Annotated in this window: 15 protein-coding genes and 1 pseudogene; 12 read left to right on the top strand and 4 right to left on the bottom strand. The window is 72.6% G+C overall.

The features are described from left to right. Positions 1–3 precede the first annotated feature (3 nt). The gene (locus E1284_RS16015; protein WP_243714509.1) at positions 4–369 is read right to left on the bottom strand and encodes a hypothetical protein; all 366 of its coding nucleotides are present in this window, start codon (positions 367–369) and stop codon (positions 4–6) included. A gap of 221 nt (positions 370–590) precedes the next feature. Here E1284_RS16015 and E1284_RS16010 point away from each other — a divergent pair, with 221 nt between their 5' ends. The 3 genes and pseudogenes from E1284_RS16010 to mptB form a co-directional block, all read left to right on the top strand. Beyond that, a complete protein-coding gene (locus tag E1284_RS16010) occupies positions 591–926 on the top strand; it encodes an STAS domain-containing protein (RefSeq protein WP_207923771.1) in 336 nt (111 codons plus the stop codon). A gap of 144 nt (positions 927–1,070) precedes the next feature. Beyond that, the gene (locus E1284_RS16005; RefSeq protein ID WP_131939880.1) at positions 1,071–1,802 is read left to right on the top strand and encodes a glycosyltransferase family 2 protein; all 732 of its coding nucleotides are present in this window, start codon (positions 1,071–1,073) and stop codon (positions 1,800–1,802) included. Then, positions 1,799–2,953 (top strand): annotated as a pseudogene (gene mptB, locus E1284_RS43090) (polyprenol phosphomannose-dependent alpha 1,6 mannosyltransferase MptB); the annotation flags it as partial. The gene E1284_RS16005 and the pseudogene mptB, both read left to right, overlap by 4 nt. A 187-nt stretch (positions 2,954–3,140) precedes the next feature. Here mptB and E1284_RS43085 read toward each other — a convergent pair. Further along, entirely contained in the window at positions 3,141–5,381 is a 2,241-nt protein-coding gene (locus tag E1284_RS43085; protein WP_243714508.1) for a hypothetical protein, read from the bottom strand. A gap of 53 nt (positions 5,382–5,434) precedes the next feature. Here E1284_RS43085 and E1284_RS15990 point away from each other — a divergent pair, with 53 nt between their 5' ends. The 9 genes from E1284_RS15990 to E1284_RS15950 all read left to right on the top strand — a co-directional run bounded on the left by E1284_RS15990 (position 5,435) and on the right by E1284_RS15950 (position 15,373). Continuing rightward, positions 5,435–6,739 carry a glycosyltransferase 87 family protein gene (locus E1284_RS15990; RefSeq protein WP_243714507.1) on the top strand — a complete coding sequence of 435 codons (1,305 nt, stop codon included), beginning with the start codon at positions 5,435–5,437 and terminating at the stop codon, positions 6,737–6,739. Beyond that, positions 6,739–7,194 carry a DUF4446 family protein gene (locus E1284_RS15985; protein WP_131939892.1) on the top strand — a complete coding sequence of 152 codons (456 nt, stop codon included), beginning with the start codon at positions 6,739–6,741 and terminating at the stop codon, positions 7,192–7,194. Before E1284_RS15990 ends, E1284_RS15985 begins: the two co-directional genes overlap by 1 nt. 82 nt (positions 7,195–7,276) lie before the next feature. Further along, complete coding sequence (gene pheA, locus E1284_RS15980; RefSeq protein ID WP_131939878.1) at positions 7,277–8,218, top strand: prephenate dehydratase; 942 nt, start codon at positions 7,277–7,279, stop codon at positions 8,216–8,218. A 58-nt stretch (positions 8,219–8,276) separates the two neighbouring features. Then, positions 8,277–8,999: a DsbA family oxidoreductase gene (locus E1284_RS15975; protein ID WP_131939877.1), complete on the top strand. Its 723-nt coding sequence runs from the start codon at positions 8,277–8,279 to the stop codon at positions 8,997–8,999. 93 nt (positions 9,000–9,092) lie between these two features. After that, positions 9,093–10,685, top strand: coding sequence for a hypothetical protein (locus E1284_RS15970; RefSeq protein ID WP_131939876.1), 1,593 nt, complete (start codon positions 9,093–9,095; stop codon positions 10,683–10,685). Between the two features lie 28 nt (positions 10,686–10,713). Next, positions 10,714–12,351, top strand: a complete 1,638-nt coding sequence (locus E1284_RS15965) for a FixH family protein (protein WP_131939875.1) — start codon at positions 10,714–10,716, stop codon at positions 12,349–12,351. A gap of 14 nt (positions 12,352–12,365) precedes the next feature. Beyond that, positions 12,366–13,172 carry a class I SAM-dependent methyltransferase gene (locus E1284_RS15960; RefSeq protein ID WP_165965288.1) on the top strand — a complete coding sequence of 269 codons (807 nt, stop codon included), beginning with the start codon at positions 12,366–12,368 and terminating at the stop codon, positions 13,170–13,172. Positions 13,173–13,225: 53 nt separating this feature from the next. Beyond that, positions 13,226–14,485 carry a serine--tRNA ligase gene (gene serS / locus E1284_RS15955; RefSeq protein ID WP_131939873.1) on the top strand — a complete coding sequence of 420 codons (1,260 nt, stop codon included), beginning with the start codon at positions 13,226–13,228 and terminating at the stop codon, positions 14,483–14,485. Between the two features lie 84 nt (positions 14,486–14,569). After that, complete coding sequence (locus E1284_RS15950; protein ID WP_131939872.1) at positions 14,570–15,373, top strand: Cof-type HAD-IIB family hydrolase; 804 nt, start codon at positions 14,570–14,572, stop codon at positions 15,371–15,373. Between the two features lie 49 nt (positions 15,374–15,422). Here E1284_RS15950 and E1284_RS15945 read toward each other — a convergent pair whose 3' ends face one another. Both E1284_RS15945 and E1284_RS15940 read right to left on the bottom strand, forming a co-directional pair. Next, on the bottom strand, positions 15,423–15,965 hold the full coding sequence (locus E1284_RS15945; protein WP_131939871.1) for a bacterial proteasome activator family protein: 543 nt from the start codon (positions 15,963–15,965) through the stop codon (positions 15,423–15,425). Between the two features lie 13 nt (positions 15,966–15,978). After that, the gene (locus tag E1284_RS15940) at positions 15,979–16,935 is read right to left on the bottom strand and encodes an NAD(P)H-quinone oxidoreductase (RefSeq protein ID WP_131939870.1); all 957 of its coding nucleotides are present in this window, start codon (positions 16,933–16,935) and stop codon (positions 15,979–15,981) included. Between the last annotated feature and the right edge of the window lie 37 nt (positions 16,936–16,972).

Genomic DNA, 16,972 nt, shown 5'->3' with positions numbered 1-16,972 from the left:
ATGTCAGGTGTCGATGGCGTCGGAGATCATGCGGAAGGTGGGGCACGGCCAGCGGGACATGCAGGCCCGGCAGCGCCGGATGGGGCGGTCGGGGTCGCTGGTGATGCCGCCGGCCTCCTGCGGGCGGTGCAGGTCGAGCAGCCGGACGCCGAGGTCGGCGAACGCGATGACCTCCTCCCGGGCGCCGGCGAGGAAGGCGAGGTCCTCGCGGGACAGCCGCGTCCGGACGGGGACGAAGCCGTTCCGGTTGACCAGCCGGTACAGCACCTGGGTGGACGTCCGCCACGAGCTGGACTTCGCCGAGCGGGTCCGGATCGCCTCCAGGCGCTCGCGCAGCCGGGTCTCTCTCGGATCGGCCTTCTGTTGCACCCGCTCAGCCTCTCTCACTCCGGGCCCGCGTGCGGCGCGAACCGCCTAGATCGCAGGGCGGGTCCGGCGCCGCCGCAAGCCCGAAATCATGACAATACCCTCCGTAGTTCGCAAAGCGTATGGGGCTGGCAAGGCACCGACACGCCCAGGAAACGCCCACGCCACACGGGACTTGGCGAACAGCCTGGCTCCCGTGCCGTTCGCGAGATAGTGTGCCGGACGTGGAGCTAAACGTCTCGACCGCGTCTCAAGGAGGTCACGCCGTCGTCACGGCGACCGGCGAACTGGACCTGTACACCGCACCCCGGCTGCAGGCGGCCCTCGCGGGGCTGCTCCGCGAGCAGGTCACCCGCATCGTGGTCGACCTGAGCGGCGTCGAGTTCTGCGACTCGACGGGCATGAACGTCCTGCTGTCGGCCATGAAGCGGCTCAAGGAGCAGGGCGGCGCGCTGGAACTCGCCGCCCCGCGCCCGGCCGTCCGGCGGATCCTGCAGGTCACCGGGCTCGACACCGTCTTCACCGTCACGGAGAAGGCCCCGGTGCTGGACGCCGGCTGACCCGCCGGCGGCCGGATCACCCGACCGGGTGGCGGCCTGCGGGGTGAACCCCGGGGGTCGCCGCGCGGGCGCGCCGGTAACGGTTCGCGGCGGCATGCCGCGCCGCACGCCCGTCCGGGCCCGTCCCCGACTACCATCGCGGATATGCAGGACGTAGCGGTGATCATCCCGGCCAAGGACGAAGCCGACCGCATCGCGGCCACCGTCAAGGCCGCGCAGGAACTGCCCGGCGCCGACCTGGTCGTGGTGGTCGACGACGGCTCCTGCGACGGCACCGGCCGGGTGGCGCGCGAGGCCGGCGCGAAGGTCGTGCGGCACAGCCGCAACCGCGGCAAGGGCGCCGCGATGGAGACCGGCGCCGAGGCGGTCCGGCTCCTCGACGACGGCCGCGACCAGCCCCGCCACCTGCTGTTCCTCGACGCCGACCTCGCCGAGACCGCGCGCGAGGCCGCGCCGCTCGTGCAGCCCGTCCGGGCCGGCGACGCCGACATGACGATCGCGGTGTTCACCACGACCGTGAAGCTCGGCGGGCACGGGTTCGTGGTGCGGCTGTCCCGCGAGGGCATCCGCCGCGCGACCGGCTGGGAGCCGGACGCCCCGCTCAACGGGCAGCGCTGCCTCACCCGCGCCGCGTTCGACGCGGCGCTGCCGCTCGCCGCCGGGTTCGGGGTGGAGACGGCGCTCACCATCGATCTGCTGCGCCGGGGGTTCCGGGTGCGGGAGGTGGAGGTGCCGCTCGCGCACCGCGCCACCGGCACCGACTGGCGCGCCCAGCTGCACCGCGGCCGCCAGTTCCGGGACGTGGCGCGGGCGCTCGCCGTCCGCGAGCCGGCGGTGGCGCGGCGACTCGGCCGGATCCGCGGCAGCCGCCCGTGACCCGTCGTCTCGGGACGGGCGGGCTGTGGGGCGTCGGGGTCGGCATCGCCTGCTTCCTCGGCACCGCCCTGCTGGGCCCGTCGGTGTTCGAGCCGGATCTGGAGGGCTCCCGGGGCCAGCCGCCGTACTCGCTGGTCGTCCATCCGTCGCCGTACCTGGTGATCGGGCTGGTGGTCGCGGGTATCGCCGCGAGCACCGCCGGGCTCGCGCTGTGCTTCGCCGCCGTCCGCAAGGGCTGGCGGGTCCCGGCGCGGCCGCTGGTGATCGCCGGTCTGCTGGCGGCGGCCGCGTTCATGTTCATGCCGCCGATCGGGTCCACCGACCATCTGAACTACGCCTCCTACGGGCGGATGGCCGCGACGGGCCACGACCCGTATGTGACCAGCGCCGACGACCTGTCCCGGGACCCGGTCGCCGGGGCGCCCGAGGAGTGGCGGACGACGCCGTCGGTGTACGGGCCGATCGCGACCGGCGAGCAGGCGCTCGCCGCGTGGATCGGCGACGACTCCGTCCGGCTGACCGTGTTCGTCATGTCCGTGGCGAACGTGCTCGCGTTCGCGGTGACGGCGCTGCTCCTCTACCGGACGTCCGGGACCGAGGAGCGGCGGCTCCGCACCGCGCTGCTGTGGACGTGCAACCCGCTCGTGCTGTTCCACCTGATCGCCGGCGCGCACAACGACGTCCTCGCGATCGCCCCCATGGTCGCCGCGCTCGCCGTGTTCGGGCGGCACGCCGGATGGGTGCGCGCCCTGGCCGCCGGCGCCCTCGCCGGTGCCGGCGCCGCGATCAAGCTGCCGGCCGCCCTGGTCGCCGGCGGGCCCGCCCTGGCGCTGCTCCGCGAGCGGAGATGGCGGTCGCTCGGGCGCCTCGCCGCCCTGGCCGCCGGGGGTGCGGCCGTCACGGCGGCGTCCTACGCGCTCGCCGGGCCGCACGCGCTCGACCAGGTCCGCGAGGCGAGCAACATGGTGTCGTTCGCGACCCCCTGGCACCTGCTGGACGAGTCGCTCGGCAAGGGCTCGCAGCGCGACGTCATCAAGACGGGCGCGATGGTTCTCGGGCTGGTGCTGTTCCTGCTGCTCGTCCGGGCGCTGCCGGGCGAGGAGGGGCGGGAGCAGCGGCGCTTCGCCGCCGCGATCGTCCTCGCCTGGCTGCTCGTCGCCCCGTACGCGCTGCCCTGGTACGACGGGTTCGGCTGGGCGCTGCTGGCGCTGCTGCCCTGGACCCGGATCGACTGGATCCTGCTCGCCCACACCGCCGCGCTCAGCCTCGCCTACCTGCCGGCCCGCGCCCCCGCCCGCATCCGGCTGCCGGACGACCTGGAGTGGCTGTTCACCGTCGTCAGGCCGACGGTGATCCCGTGGACGCTCCTCGCGATTCTGACGGCGCTGGTGGCGGCGTGTCTGCGTTCCTCAGGTCGATCTCCAGCGACCGCAGCCCGGCCGCGAGCATCAGCGGGGTCGCCAGGCTGAACGCCACCGACAGGATCACCACGCCGGAGTCGTTCACCAGCGTGCCGATGACGCCGACGGCCAGCGCGCAGATCAGCGCCGGGCGCATCGACAGGCTGTGCTTGTAGGCGCCCTGCAGCAGCGACACCCGCCACCGCGTCGGCCGCGCCAGCACGAAGAACAGGAACACGACGGCGGCGGCGACCGCGAGCGTGTACGGCCAGTACCCGAGGCTGTTCAGCATCGCGTTGAACTTGCGGGTGACGATGCCCCAGGCGTCCCCGTCCATGAGGTCCTGCCAGAAGCGGCCGAGGTGCGTCGGGTTGGCGCTCCGCGCGTTCAGGTAGGAGATGAACAGCACGATCGCGGCGCCCGCCGCGAAGAAGATCCCGAGGCGCGGCGCCGAGACCCGCTGCCCGGCGACCATCAGGCCCAGCATCGCGAACGCCGGGACGATCGCGAGCACGCCGCCGAAGTCGCTGCCGAACGCGGGCAGCCCGTCCACCAGGACGGCGAACACCCCGATCACGGCGACGATCCCGACCGCGACCGCCTTGCGGCCCCGCCGCAGCGGCCACTCGGTCAGCCACGCCGCCGTCAGGATCGCGGCGACCGCGAACAGCGAGAACGCCTGGTTGCCGAAGCCGTAGAACCGGCCCGCGACCAGCGCCGTGTACCCCATCAGGGTGTTGAGCTGGAGGTTGGAGCCCGTCATCACGTCCAGCGCGAGGACGGCGGTCGTCACCCCGGTGATCGCCAGGCCGGGGACGACCACCGAGCGGCGCCACGGGCCGGCGAGCGCCACGCCCGTCAGCAGCCCGGCGAAGCCCAGCACCGTGCAGATCAGGACGGGCGTCGGATGCTCGGCCCGCCACCACGGCAGCAGCCCGGCGAGGAACGACGCGCCCGGCGCCGCCCCGCCCAGCAGCGCTATCACGCGGGTGCCGCCCAGTATCCGCGCCCGCGACCGGCGGTCGCCGCCGAGGCGCCGCAGCGCGACCACCGCGATCCCGTACAGGACGAGCTGCGTCGCGAACAGCACCCAGTAGAACGACGTCTGGACGCTCCGGATCGCCTGCGCGGCGACGTCCTCGTCCACGAGCGCGTCGACCCGCTCCACCGCGGACGCCTTCGACGGCTGCGCCTTCCACACCGACCCGACCGCCTGCTTCGGCTGCGGCAGCCCGAGCAGCTTCAGCGCGGTCGCGGTGATGTCGGTGAGCGTGACCAGGCCCTCCTGCCGGGTGGCGCTGGAGGTCATGAAGCCCGGCTCGTACCCCTCGCCCGCCGCGATGGCGACGCGCAGGTGCGGGACGGTGCCGATGTCCGACAGCCCCGCCAGCAGGATGGCCGTGCCCTGCGGGACGCCCCTGGCGACCTGCGCGACCCGGCGGTCGGCGGCGGCCGCCGCGGCGGCGCGCTTGTCGTCCGACAGCGGGACCTGCTCGCCGTGCGGGTCGACGCCCGCGTCGATGTAGGCGCGGAACAGGTCGTCCACGTCGACCGCCGCGAGCGGGCAGCGCGCCCAGTCGGCGGCGGTGACCTTGTCGGGGGAGGCGACGTAGCGGTCCACCCGGCCGCCGCCGTTGCCGACGCCGAACACCGCGCCGGGGCCGACCGCCAGCGTGCAGCCGCCCGCCTTCTGCACGGCGTCGCCGAGCAGCCCGATCTCGGCGTGGTAGTTGGTGCCCGCGTTGTCGCTCTTGATGGCCGGCCAGCCGGCGGCGATCGCGCCGCCCGCCGGCGGCGGGCCGGTGGGGGAGTCCTGGCCGGGCAGGATCGGCGCGGCCGGCAGCGCGCAGTCGCCGTGCGGCAGCCGCGACCGCTGCCCCGCCGACACCGACAGCCAGCCGTCGGTGGGGCAGGTGTTGACGCGGGTCGTCCGGACGCTGAGGCCCGCCGCCGCCCCGCCGGCCGTCAGGTCCCACAGCGCGGGGGTGCCCTGCCGGGTGATGTCGCTCCACATCAGCCCCGGCACCCCGACGATCACCACGCGACCGGTGGCGGCCGTGCCGGCCGTCCGGGCGTCCGCGGGGGCGGCCGCGTGCGCGGGGGCCCAGCCGAGGATCCCGGTCAGCGCCGCGGCGAGGGTCGCGAGGAACACGACGATCTTCGTTCCCCGGGGCATCATGGCGATCAGGCTACAAGAGGCCCACCACTGTGCAGGGGCCATATCCTGCGGCTGTGGACGGATCGATGGCGCGGCGGGCCGGTGCGGCCCGGGGCGGACGCCTGCACTGGCTGCTCGTGTGCGCGGGGGCCGCCGTCGCCGTGCTCGCGGTCGTGCCGATCGTCACCCGGTGGCTCGGCAACCCGCCCGACCAGCGCCTCGTCGACCTCGAGGTGTACCGGGAGGGCGGCCTCGCGGTGCTGCGCGGGGCGCCACTGTACGACTTCCTCACGCAGCCGCCGCAACTGCTGCCGTTCACCTACCCGCCGTTCGCCGCCGCGCTCGCCGTCCCGTTCACGCTGCTGCCCTGGCGGGCCGCGCAGTGGACGTGGGTCGTGCTGATCTACGTCGCGCTGGCGATCGTGGTCTGGTACGCCTTCCGCGACCTCATCCGCCGGACCGGGCGCTGGGCGCCGCTCACCGCCGGCGTGCTGTTCGCCGCGATGGCGTGGCTCGACCCCGTCCGCGACCAGGTCCGCTTCGGGCAGGTCGGGCTGTTCCTGCTGGCCATGTGCCTCGCCGACTGCTGCGCCCGCACGCCCCGCTGGCCGCGCGGCGCGCTCATCGGCCTCGCCGTCGCGATCAAACTGGTGCCGGGCGTCTTCCTCATCTACTTCCTGCTCACCGGGCGGCGGGACGCGCTGGTCAACGCGGTGCTCACCGCCGCCGCCGCGACCCTTGCCGGGTTCGCGCTGCTGCCGGCCGACTCGTCCGCCTACTGGTTCGGCGCGCTGCTGCAGGGCGGCGACCGGACGGGCGCCGTCGACGGCACCACCAACCAGGCGATCAACGGGATCGTCGCGCGGATCTTCGACGAGGGCCCGGTGCGGACGCTGGTGTGGCTCGTCCTCGCCCTGATCGTCGCGTACGCCGGTTTCCGGTGGGCGCGCCGCGTCACCCTGGCCGCCGACGAACTCACCGGGACGGCCGCGTCCGGCCTGCTGCTCGGGGCCGTCGCGATCGTCGGGCTGCTGTCGGTCGTGCTGTCCCCTGTGGGATGGATTCACCACCTTGTCTGGATGATCGCGGTCATCGGGGCTTTGGCCGGTGACGGGCGGGACACGCGAAGATGTCTGCTCGCGGCCGGCACCTGGTTCCTCTTCCTGTGGCCGCTGCCGTGGTGGGGACGGAACTGGATCGGCCCGGAGCACTCCGCACTGGCGGAATTCGGCGGTCAGGTCCTGCGCGACTCGTTCGGCCTCGCCGCGCTCGCGGCCATGGCGCTGCTCGGCACCTGGCTGGTCAGAAGGGTGAAACCGGACGTGGATCAGGGGGATCCTTCGCAACCGAAGGCCGAGGTGGGTACGCTCGCCCCGTGATGCTAGTCGCGGTGGCCGTAGCGGGCCTGGTCGCCGGTGTTGCGGGGCTGTCCATCGCGGTGGTCGCGCACAACCGGGTGAACCAGGTCGTCGACGAGTGCGGGGAAATGCTCAGGCGCCAGCTCCAGGTCGCCAGCGGAGCGGCGGACGAGCGCGCGCTGCGCGACCTCGCCATCGTCCACTACGACGCGCTGAAGGAGATGTCCGGGCACCGGTCCTTCTCCCTCGCCCTGATCAACGCGGTCGGGGACGGCGTCGTCGTCAGCTCCATCAACGGGCGCACCGAGACCCGGACGTACGCCAAGTCCGTCCAGGCCGGGCACCCGGTCGAGAGGCTCTCCCCCGAGGAGAGCCACGCGCTGCGCGCGGCCCGGCTCGGCAAGGGCCCGGTCGTGTCGCTGGACGACCCGCTCGCCGACTTCGGCAGCGGCGACCGCACCTCCGCCCGCGCCTGACGCCGCACGGGGAGCACGGGCTTTACCCGCCGGGAAGTAAACTCGGCGTGTTTCCACACACCACTCGCCCCGGGGGACTCTCGTGACCGCAGACGACAGGCCAGCGCGCTACGCCTACCTGGGTCCGCAGGGCACGTTCACCGAGGCCGCGCTGCTGACCCTCCCGGGAGCGGCCGAGGCCGAGCAGGTCCCGTGCGCGACCGTCCCGGCCGTCCTGGAGGCCCTCCGCAACGGCGACGCCGACACGGCCGTCGTCGCGCTGGAGAACTCGGTCGAGGGCTCGGTCCCCACCACGCTGGACGAGCTGGCCACCGGCGAGCCCCTGCAGATCGTCGGCGAGATCACTCTGCCGGTGTCGTTCGCGCTGCTCGTCCGCCCCGGCACGGCGCTGGACGACATCAAGACCGTCGCGTCCCACCCGATCGCGCAGCCGCAGTGCCGCCGCTGGCTGCTGGAGAACGTCCCGCACGCCGAGTGGCGCGCCGCCACCTCCAACGCGGAGGCCGCCCAGCACGTCGCCGACGGCCACTACGACGCCGCGCTCGCCGGCTCGTTCGCCGCCGCCCGCTACGGGCTGTCCGTCCTCGCCGAGGACATCCACGACGTCGCCGACGCCGTGACCCGCTTCGTCGTCCTGCACCGCCCCGGCCCGCCGCCCGCCCCCACCGGCACCGACAAGACGACCGTCGTCGCGTTCATCGGCGAGGACCACCCGGGCGCCCTGCTGGAGATCCTCACCGAGTTCTCCGTGCGCGGCATCAACCTGACGCTGATCCAGTCGCGCCCCACCGGCGCCGGCCTCGGCTCCTACCTGTTCTGGATGGACTTCGAGGGCCACGTCTCCGACGCCCGCGTCGGCGAGGCCATGATGGGCCTGCGCCGCGTCTGCGCCGACGTCCGCTTCGTCGGCTCCTACGCGCGCGCCGACCGCGTCCGGCCGGACATCCGCCGCGGCACCCGCGACACCGACTTCACCGAGGCCGCCTCCTGGCTGGCCTCGATCCGGACCGGCCGCCCGTCCTGAAACAGAACCGGACCGGCGCGTGTTGCATGCGGGTGACGCCGAAGAGAAGGGTGCCCCCGTGCGAGTTGAGATCTGGTCCGACGTCATCTGCCCCTGGTGCTACATCGGGAAGCGGCAGTTCGAGAAGGCGCTGGAGGGGTTCGACCACCGCGACCGCGTAGAGGTCGTGCACCGGTCGTTCCAGCTCGACCCGTCCTTCCCCGCCGGGGAGACGGTCGACGTGGCCGACATGCTGGCGGAGAAGTACGGCATGACGCGCGAGCGGGCCGTCGAGATGAACCGGCAGATGGAGCAGCGCGCCGCCGGGGTCGGTCTGGAGTACCACCTGGAGGGCGGCCGCGCGGGCAACACCGCGGACGCGCACCGGCTGATCCACCTCGGAGCCGAGCACGGCGTGCAGGACGCGGTCGTCGAGGCGCTCTTCAAGGCCCACTTCAGCGACCGCCGCTCGGTCTTCGACCACGACTCCCTGGTGGAGGTCGTGGCGGAGGCGGGCCTGGACGCGGCCGAGGCGCGCGAGGTGCTCGCGTCCGACCGGTTCGCCTCGGACGTCGACGCCGAGCAGCGCGCGGCGCGCGACATCGGCGCGACCGGCGTCCCGTTCTTCGTCGTCGACCGCCGCTACGGCGTCTCGGGCGCCCAGCCGGCCGAGACGTTCGCGCAGGTCCTCGACAAGGCGTGGGCGGAGGCGAACCCCGCGCTGACCACGATCGGCGACGACGCCGCCGCCTGCACCGACGACGCCTGCGCCGTTCCCGCGGAGGACCCTTCGCCCAGGTGACACAAATGTGACCCTCCCGTCGGCGGGGCCGGTAAACCACTAGTGGATCTTGGACGTCAACTCCACACCAGCAATCAGTGGAGAGGTCCCCCTGTGCGTCGCTCTTCGGCCATGCTCGCCACCACCGCCCTGACGGCCGCGCTCCTGACAGTCCCCGCCACCGCCCACGCCGACGTCACCGACCTCAGGGCGACCACGGCGTTCGACCGGCTCGACCCCGACCGCATCGCGACCGTGACGGTCACGGCCAAGTCCGCGAGCGGCGTGACCGACGTCCGCGCGAACGTGCGGTATCCGAACGCCCAGTCAGAGGCGTACGCGACGCTGGCGTTCGAGCGCGTTGCCGGCACCGCGAATGACGGCACGTGGCAGGCGCGGTTCCATCCGGACGTGGAGACCCGGCCGGGGAGCAACGCCATCGAGGTGCTGGTCACCTCCGCGGACGGCGCCACGGCGACCGTTTACACGGGCCTCCTCGACTGCTACGTGACGTCCATGACGGAGATGACGACAGGTCCCGACGTCATCGACGTGGACCGGCCGATCGTGACGACCGCCGGCCGGGTCATGGTGCTGAAGTCCCGTGACGCCGCGCTCGCGCCCGTGCCGAACGTGCTGGTCGAGGGCCTGACCGACGACACGACCGGGCCGGACGGATCGTTCAGCGTCACGAACGATGCCCGCAGCACCCTCTACGTCCGGATGGTGCGGCAGGGAAAGTTCTGCGCGACCTCCGCCAGCGGCGAGATGCCCACCATCGCGAAGCAGGCGACGCAGACATCCGCCCGGATGACCACACCGCAGCCGGTCGTCGCCGGCACGAAGGTCAGCGTGGAGGGCACGGTCCTCAGGAACGGTGCCGCCGGCCTCGTCCCGGCCGCGGGTGCGACCGTGAACATCTACCGTGACTACGGGAACGCCGAGCAGCGGCTGCTGGCGATCGGATACGCGTCCGAGGACGGGACCTTCCAGATCTCCGCCACTCCCGACAAGTCCGGCCCGCTGACCGCCGTGGTCCCCGACACCGCCTTCCTGACGGGCAGTCGGGCGGCCGCCGGCGCGGCCGACGTCCGCAAGCCCGTGCAGATCGTCGACGGGAACGCCTACCCGGAGCCGGGGCGCTACGGTGACGCGCTCGACGTCGTCGGGAAGCTGGTCAGCGACGGGAACGGCGTCGCCGACGTCCCGATGATCATGGAGTTCTCCACGGACCGCACCACGTGGAAGACGATGGCGACGGCCACCACCTACTCCGACGGGTCGTTCCGCCTCACGACCTACGACTCGAAGAAGGACGGGTACTGGCGCGCCCGCTACGCGGGCAACGCCGAGTACATGCCGGCGGTGAGCGGCACCGACTACATCGACATCAAGTACCGGACGCAGTGGTACAACTTCAACGCTTCGCCCGAGCCGGTGAAGAAGGGCGCGACCATCACGGTCAAGGGGCAGCTCTACCGGTTCCGGGACGTGGCCGGCCCCGGGCCGCACGCGCCCGTGTACGTCTACTTCAAGCGCGCCGGCACGACGACCTACACGCAGGTCGCGACCGCGACGACCGACAGCAACGGCTGGTTCACCAAGACCTTCACGGCGTCCGTCGACGGCACCTGGATGGCGGTCTACAAGGAGACCAGCGGCTACCTGAAGTCCACGTCGCAGGGCGACTTCGTGGACGTCCAGTGACGCGTTCCCCCCGAGAATGGAGGCCCCTGTGCGGCGTTTAATCGCCCTGCTCACGGTCGTGGTCACGACCCTGGCCCTGGCGTCCGCCCCCGCGACCGCGGCGGCGGGGTACCTGGTGCTGCGCGGCGTCCGCGTCGTGACGCCCGGCGCGACGACGAAGATCGAGGTCGCGGCCGAGTCGAACATCGACATCACGAAGGTGCGCGCCGTCGTGCGGGCGTACTCCGGCGGCCCGGCTGAGACGCTCACGGCGGACGACTTCGAGCTGGTCGAAGGCACCGCGGTGGACGGCGTGTGGCGGACGAAGTCCGCGGTCACGGTCGACCAGGGCCGCTGGTGGGTCGACGTCGAGCTGACCAACGCCGACCGGACCGTGCTGGCCGAGCAGCGCGCCACGATCGAGAACGGCCTCGACACGGTGATCACCGACTTCAAGGTCACCCCGGACGTCGTGGACGCCGACCACCCCGAGGTCACCTACAGCGGACGCTTGATGAGCCGTACCGCCGGCGGTGACCTGGCACCGGTGCAGGGTGCCGGGCTGATTCTGTCCGGCGGCGACGGGGCCGACCCGGCGATCACCGGAGCGGACGGCTGGGCACGGGGAACCGTCGACTTCACCTGGTCGGGCGACGCGCGCTTCGTCTACAAGGGCGATTTCCTGTACCGGCCCACCACGAGCACGGCGCTTCCGGTCTGGACGCGGAAGCTCCTCACCCAGATCACGGCGAACGTGCCCGACCGTGTGATCGTGGGCGACCAGGTCACCGTCAGCGGACGCCTCGAGCGGGAGGACCGGCAGGGCGCCTGGGGGCCGGTGGCGGGCAAGAAGGTCACCCTCCAGTTCGCTCCGGCGACCGGCGGCGACCCGAGGACGGTCGCGACCCCGACGACCGACGCCGCCGGTAACTACAGCGCGAAGGTGACCGTCACCGAGGACGGCACGTGGTCGGCGCAGTTCGCGAGAGACCAGGCCGGTCAGCCTCACGACTACCACCTCTACATCGGGTCCGAAGCGTTCGCCGAACCCCGGGCCGTCGCGTACCGGACCGCCATCACCGGCGGGAACGCGGGACCTGAGCCGGTCGGCAAGGGCGAGATGGTCACGGGGACCGGGCGCGTGATGAACAAGCTGGCGGACGGCCGCTGGGTCGCTGCCCCGGGGACCGCGTCCGTGCAGCTCCAGTTCTCCACCGACCGCAAGAAGTGGAGCGCCAAGGGCGCCGTCGGCGTCTACCGCGACGGAACGTTCGACGTCCAGGGCCGCGCGGACCGCGACGGGTACTGGCGCCTGGTCGTCCTCCGGGACAGCACCAGCGAGCCGTCCGTCAGCGGCACCGACTACATCGATGTCAGGTACCGGACGCGGATCTTCGACTTCAACGCGGCCCCGGAGCCGGTGAAGAAGGGGCGGACCATCACCGTGATGGGGACGCTCTACCGGCAGACCGACAAGTGGAAGCCTTACGCGTCCAAGACGATCAAGTTCTACTTCCTGCCCAAGGGGTCGTCCAAGTGGACCTACATGGGTTCGCAGAAGACCGACCGGAACGGCAGTTTCCGCAAGGGGTTCAAGGCGTCCAAGGACGGCACGTGGCGCGCCTACAGCGGCACCGCGACCAGCTACGCCAAGACCTACCGGGACGACTACGTGGACGTGCGCTGACGTAGGCTGCCCTGGTGGGCAAGGACTTCGATCTTTACGAGCGGGAACTGTGGGCCGGGCGGGCCCCCGCGTACGAGCGGGGGTTCGCCCGGCTCACCCGTTACCTGGCCGGTCCGCTGCTGGACGCGGCCGGGGTGACCGGCGGGACGCGGTTCCTCGACGTCGGGACGGGCCCCGGGTTCGTGTCGCGGGAGGCCGTCGGCCGCGGCGCCGAGGTGTCGGCGATGGACGCCGAGGCGAGCATGGCCGAGACCGCCCGCCGGAACGTCCCGGGCCTGGACGTGCGGGTCGCCGTCCTGCCCGAGGTGCCGTTCGAGGACGGGTCGTTCGACGCGGTCGCCGGGAACTTCGTCATCAACCACGTCGGCGACCCCGGCGCGGCGATCGGGGAGCTGCGGCGGGTGCTGCGGCCCGGTGGCGGGCTGGCGCTGTCCTGCTGGGCGATGCCGGGCAGCGGGGCCCTCGGGATCGTCCGGGAGGCGATCGAGCAGGCCGGCGTGGCGTGGCCGGACGACATCCCCGAGTCGCCGTTCGTCGAGTACGGCGAGGCGGTCGCGTTCCGGCAGCTGGTCGCGGACGCCGGGCTCGCCGACGTCGCGGTCGAGGAGGTGACCTGGGAGCACGTCGTCGACCCCGAGGAGTGGTGGGAGACGGGCGCGCTGTCCAGGGTCGGCACCAACGGCGTCATCGTCGGCCGGCAGGACCCGGAGACCGTCGCCCTGATCAAGGACGCCTACGACACGATCATCGCCGACTACGGCGTCGAGGGCGGCAAGGTCGCCCTGCCCGCGCACGCGCTCCTGGCGAGCGGCGTCAGGTGAAACCGCGGTTATGCGCGCGCGAGGGAAGGTGCCGTAACGGTAGCCTCGGGTCTGTGATTGACCTGCGAGCTCTTCGAGAGGATCCGGAGCGGCTGCGCGCGTCGCAGCGCGCCCGCGGTGAGGATGACGCCGTCGTCGACCGGCTGCTCGACCTGGACGGGAGGCGCCGCTCGGCGCTGACGTCGTTCGAGCAGCTCAGGGCGGAGCAGAAGAGTTTCGGCAAGTCGGTCTCCAAGGCGAAGGGCGACGAGCGGGACGCGCTGCTCGCCCGCGCGAAGGAGCTGTCGCAGCAGGTCAAGGAGCTGGAGGCGGAGGCCGACCGGCTCGGCGAGGAACTCGACGCCGTGCTGAAGGGCGTCCCGAACCTCATCGAGGAGGGCGCCCCGCCCGGCGGCGAGCAGGACTTCGTCGTCCTGGAGCACGTCGGCGAGCCGGCCGCGTTCGACTTCGAGCCGAAGGACCACCTGGAGCTCGGCGAGAGCCTCGGCGCCATCGACATGGAGCGCGGCGCGAAGGTGTCGGGCGCGCGGTTCTACTACCTGACGGGCGTCGGCGCGCGGCTCCAGTACGCGCTGCTGAATCTCGCCATGGAGACGGCGATCGGGAACGGGTTCGTCCCCATGTACCCGCCGGTGCTGGTGAAGCCGGAGGCGATGGAGGGCACCGGGTTCCTCGGCGCGCACGCCGCCGAGGTGTACCAGCTCCCGGCGGACGAGCTGTACCTGGTGGGGACGTCCGAGGTGCCGCTCGCCGCGTACCACATGAACGAGATCATCGACGAGCTGCCGCGGCGGTACGTGGCGTGGTCGTCGTGCTTCCGCCGCGAGGCCGGCTCCTACGGAAAGGACACGCGCGGCATCATCCGCGTCCACCAGTTCGACAAGGTGGAGATGTTCTCCTACTGCGACCCGGCCGACGCGCACGCCGAGCACCTGCGCCTGCTGGACTGGGAGAAGGAGATGCTCGCCAAGGTCGAGATCCCGTACCGGGTGATCGACGTGGCGGCGGGCGACCTCGGCTCCAGCGCGGCCCGCAAGTACGACTGCGAGGCGTGGGTGCCGACGCAGAACACCTACCGCGAGGTCACCTCGACGTCGAACTGCACCGAGTTCCAGGCGCGGCGGCTCGCGGTCCGGTACCGGGACGCGGACGGCAGGAACCAGCCGGTCGCGACCCTGAACGGCACGCTGGCGACGACCCGCTGGATGGTGTCGATCCTGGAGAACCACCAGCAGGCGGACGGCTCGGTGCGCGTCCCCGAGGCGCTGCAGAAGTTCCTCGGGCTCGATGTCCTGGAGCCGGTCAAGCGCTGACCTCCGCCCGGCCGCGGTCCGGGCCCAAGGTCGCGATGTCCCCGGCGTCGCTTATGGTTTGTGGCATCTGCCCAGGAAGGTGACATGAGCCAGTCTTCGCCGCGTGTGATCGCCACCGACCTCGACGGCACGATCGTGCGCTCCGACGGCACGGTGTCCGCCCGGACGGTCGCGGCCCTGGCCCGGGTCGAGCGGGCCGGGGCGATGCTCGTCATGGTCACCGGCCGGCCGCCGCGCTGGATGACCGACATCGCCGCGGCCGTCGACCACCACGGCGTCGCGATCTGCGCGAACGGCGCCGTCGTGTACGACCTGCACACCGAGACGATCCTGGAGACCCGGGAGATCCCGCCGGACGTGATCGCCGAGGCCGTCGGGCGGCTGCGCGGCATCGCGCCCGAGCTGCGGTTCGCGGTGGAGCACCCGACCGGGTTCTACTTCGAGCGCAGCTACATCCTCGGCCGCTGGGACGCCAAGGACTTCGGCGGGCAGGTCGTCGACGGCGACGAGCTCGTCCGGCGGCCCGGCACCAAGCTGCTCGCCTTCCACCCCGACGCCGACCCCGACACGCTGTCGGAGAAGGCGGCCCAGGCGGTGGGCGACCTCGTCACGGTGACGCACTCGTCCGGGCGGGGGCTGCTGGAGATGAGCGCGCTCGGCGTCACCAAGGCGAGCGCGCTCGCCGCGCTCTGCACCCAGCACGGGCTCCTGTCGAACGATGTCACCGCGTTCGGCGACATGCCCAACGACCTGCCGATGCTCACCTGGGCGGGGACGTCCTACGGCGTCGCGAACGCGCACCCGCTGGTGCTGGCGGCGGTCACGCACAAGACGTCCCGCAACGACGACGACGGCGTCGCCGAGGTCCTGGAACGCCTCTTCCCGTAGCGAAGGCCGCACCCCCTGCCGTGCGGGGGTGCGGCCGTTCGCGGCGTCCCTACAGGTAGGGGCCGGACGAGCGGTGGCCCGGCTGGGGCTCCTCCTCGGCACCGGGCGGCATCATGCCGGCGGGCAGTGCGCGCCGCATCTGCTCCAGCTGCGCCCGCGCCGCCATCTGCTGCGCGAACAGCGTCGTCTGGATGCCGTGGAACAGGCCCTCCAGCCAGCCGACGAGCTGCGCCTGCGCGATCCGCAGCTCCGCCTCGCTCGGCACCGTGCCCTCGGTGAACGGCAGCGACAGCCGCTCCAGCTCCTCGACCAGCTCGGGGGCCAGGCCGTCCTCCAGCTCCTTGATGGACGACTTGTGGATCTCCCGGAGCCGGGCCCGGCTCGCCTCGTCCAGCGGGGCGGCCTTGACCTCTTCGAGGAGCTGGCGGATCATTCCGCCGATCCGCATCACCTTCGCGGGCTGCTCGACCATCTCGGTGACCGACTTGCCCTCGGACGCGCCCCCGCCGGAGCTCTCCATGGCGATGCCGCCGGGGCCGACCACGAGCACCTGCGGTTCCTGTTCGGACTGGTTCTTCGAAGGCTCGCTCATAAACTCCACATCCTCACACGGTCAACAGGATCTTGCCGACGTGACCGCTCTCCTCGAGCAGCTCGTGCGCGCGCGCCGCGTCCGCCATGGGGAAGCGCCGGTCGATGACGGGCCGGACCCGCCCCGACTCCAGCAGCGGCCACACGTGCTCGCGGACCCCGGCGACGATCTCCGCCTTCTCGGCGGCCGGACGGGCCCGCAGCGTCGTCGCGTGCACCAGCGCACGCTTCCTCAGCAGCTTGCCGAGGTCCAGCTCCGCCTTCGCCCCGCCCTGGAGCCCGATCACCATCAGCCGTCCGCCGGTGGCGAGCGCCTCCACGTTGCGGGCGAGGTACTTCGCGCCGATCAGGTCGAGGATCACGTCATAGGGGCCGCTGTCGACGAAGTCCTCCTCGCGGTAATTAACGGTCACGTCCGCACCGAGTTCCCGGCAGCGCGCCGCCTTCTCCGCGCTGCCCACGGTCGTCACCACGCGGGCGCCGCGCGCCTTCGCGAGCTGGATCGCGAACGTCCCGATGCCGCTGCCGCCGCCGTGGACGAGCAGCGTCTCGCCCGCGCGGAGCCCGCCCAGCTGGAACACATTCGACCAAACCGTGCACGCGACCTCCGGGAGTCCGGCCGCCTCCACGGCGTCGACGCCGCGCGGCACCGGGAGCACCTGCGCGGCGGGCACCGCGACCTGTTCGGCGTACCCTCCCCCGCTGAGCAGCGCGCACACCTCGTCCCCGACCGTCAGTCCGGTGACGTCCGCGCCCAGCTCGGCGACCCGCCCGGACACCTCCAGGCCCGGGTACGGGGGAGCGCCCTCGGGCGGCGGGTAGAAGCCGAGCCGCTGCATGACGTCCGCGCGGTTCACCGCGCTCGCCGCCACCTCGATCAGCACCTCGCCCGGCTTCGGCTCCGGGCCTCGGACCTGCGTCCACTCCAGGACGTCCGGTCCGCCCGGCTCGCGGATCACGATCGCATGCATACCGATCACGCTACCGGGCGGTCCGGCGGCCCGGCCC

This window comes from Actinomadura bangladeshensis (assembly GCF_004348335.1).
In the GTDB taxonomy this organism is placed as follows: domain Bacteria; phylum Actinomycetota; class Actinomycetes; order Streptosporangiales; family Streptosporangiaceae; genus Spirillospora; species Spirillospora bangladeshensis.
This window is presented reverse-complemented; position numbering and strand designations above follow the sequence as displayed.

What these genes read in the sequence shown, in the direction of transcription:
- E1284_RS16005 (WP_131939880.1), top strand. Translation starts at nt 1,071, where the DNA reads ATGCAGGACGTAGCGGTGATCATCCCGGCCAAGGACGAAGCCGACCGC.
- E1284_RS43085 (WP_243714508.1), bottom strand. Translation starts at nt 5,381, where the DNA reads ATGATGCCCCGGGGAACGAAGATCGTCGTGTTCCTCGCGACCCTCGCC.
- E1284_RS15985 (WP_131939892.1), top strand. Translation starts at nt 6,739, where the DNA reads ATGCTAGTCGCGGTGGCCGTAGCGGGCCTGGTCGCCGGTGTTGCGGGG.
- E1284_RS15950 (WP_131939872.1), top strand. Translation starts at nt 14,570, where the DNA reads ATGAGCCAGTCTTCGCCGCGTGTGATCGCCACCGACCTCGACGGCACG.
- E1284_RS15945 (WP_131939871.1), bottom strand. Translation starts at nt 15,965, where the DNA reads ATGAGCGAGCCTTCGAAGAACCAGTCCGAACAGGAACCGCAGGTGCTC.
- E1284_RS15940 (WP_131939870.1), bottom strand. Translation starts at nt 16,935, where the DNA reads ATGCATGCGATCGTGATCCGCGAGCCGGGCGGACCGGACGTCCTGGAG.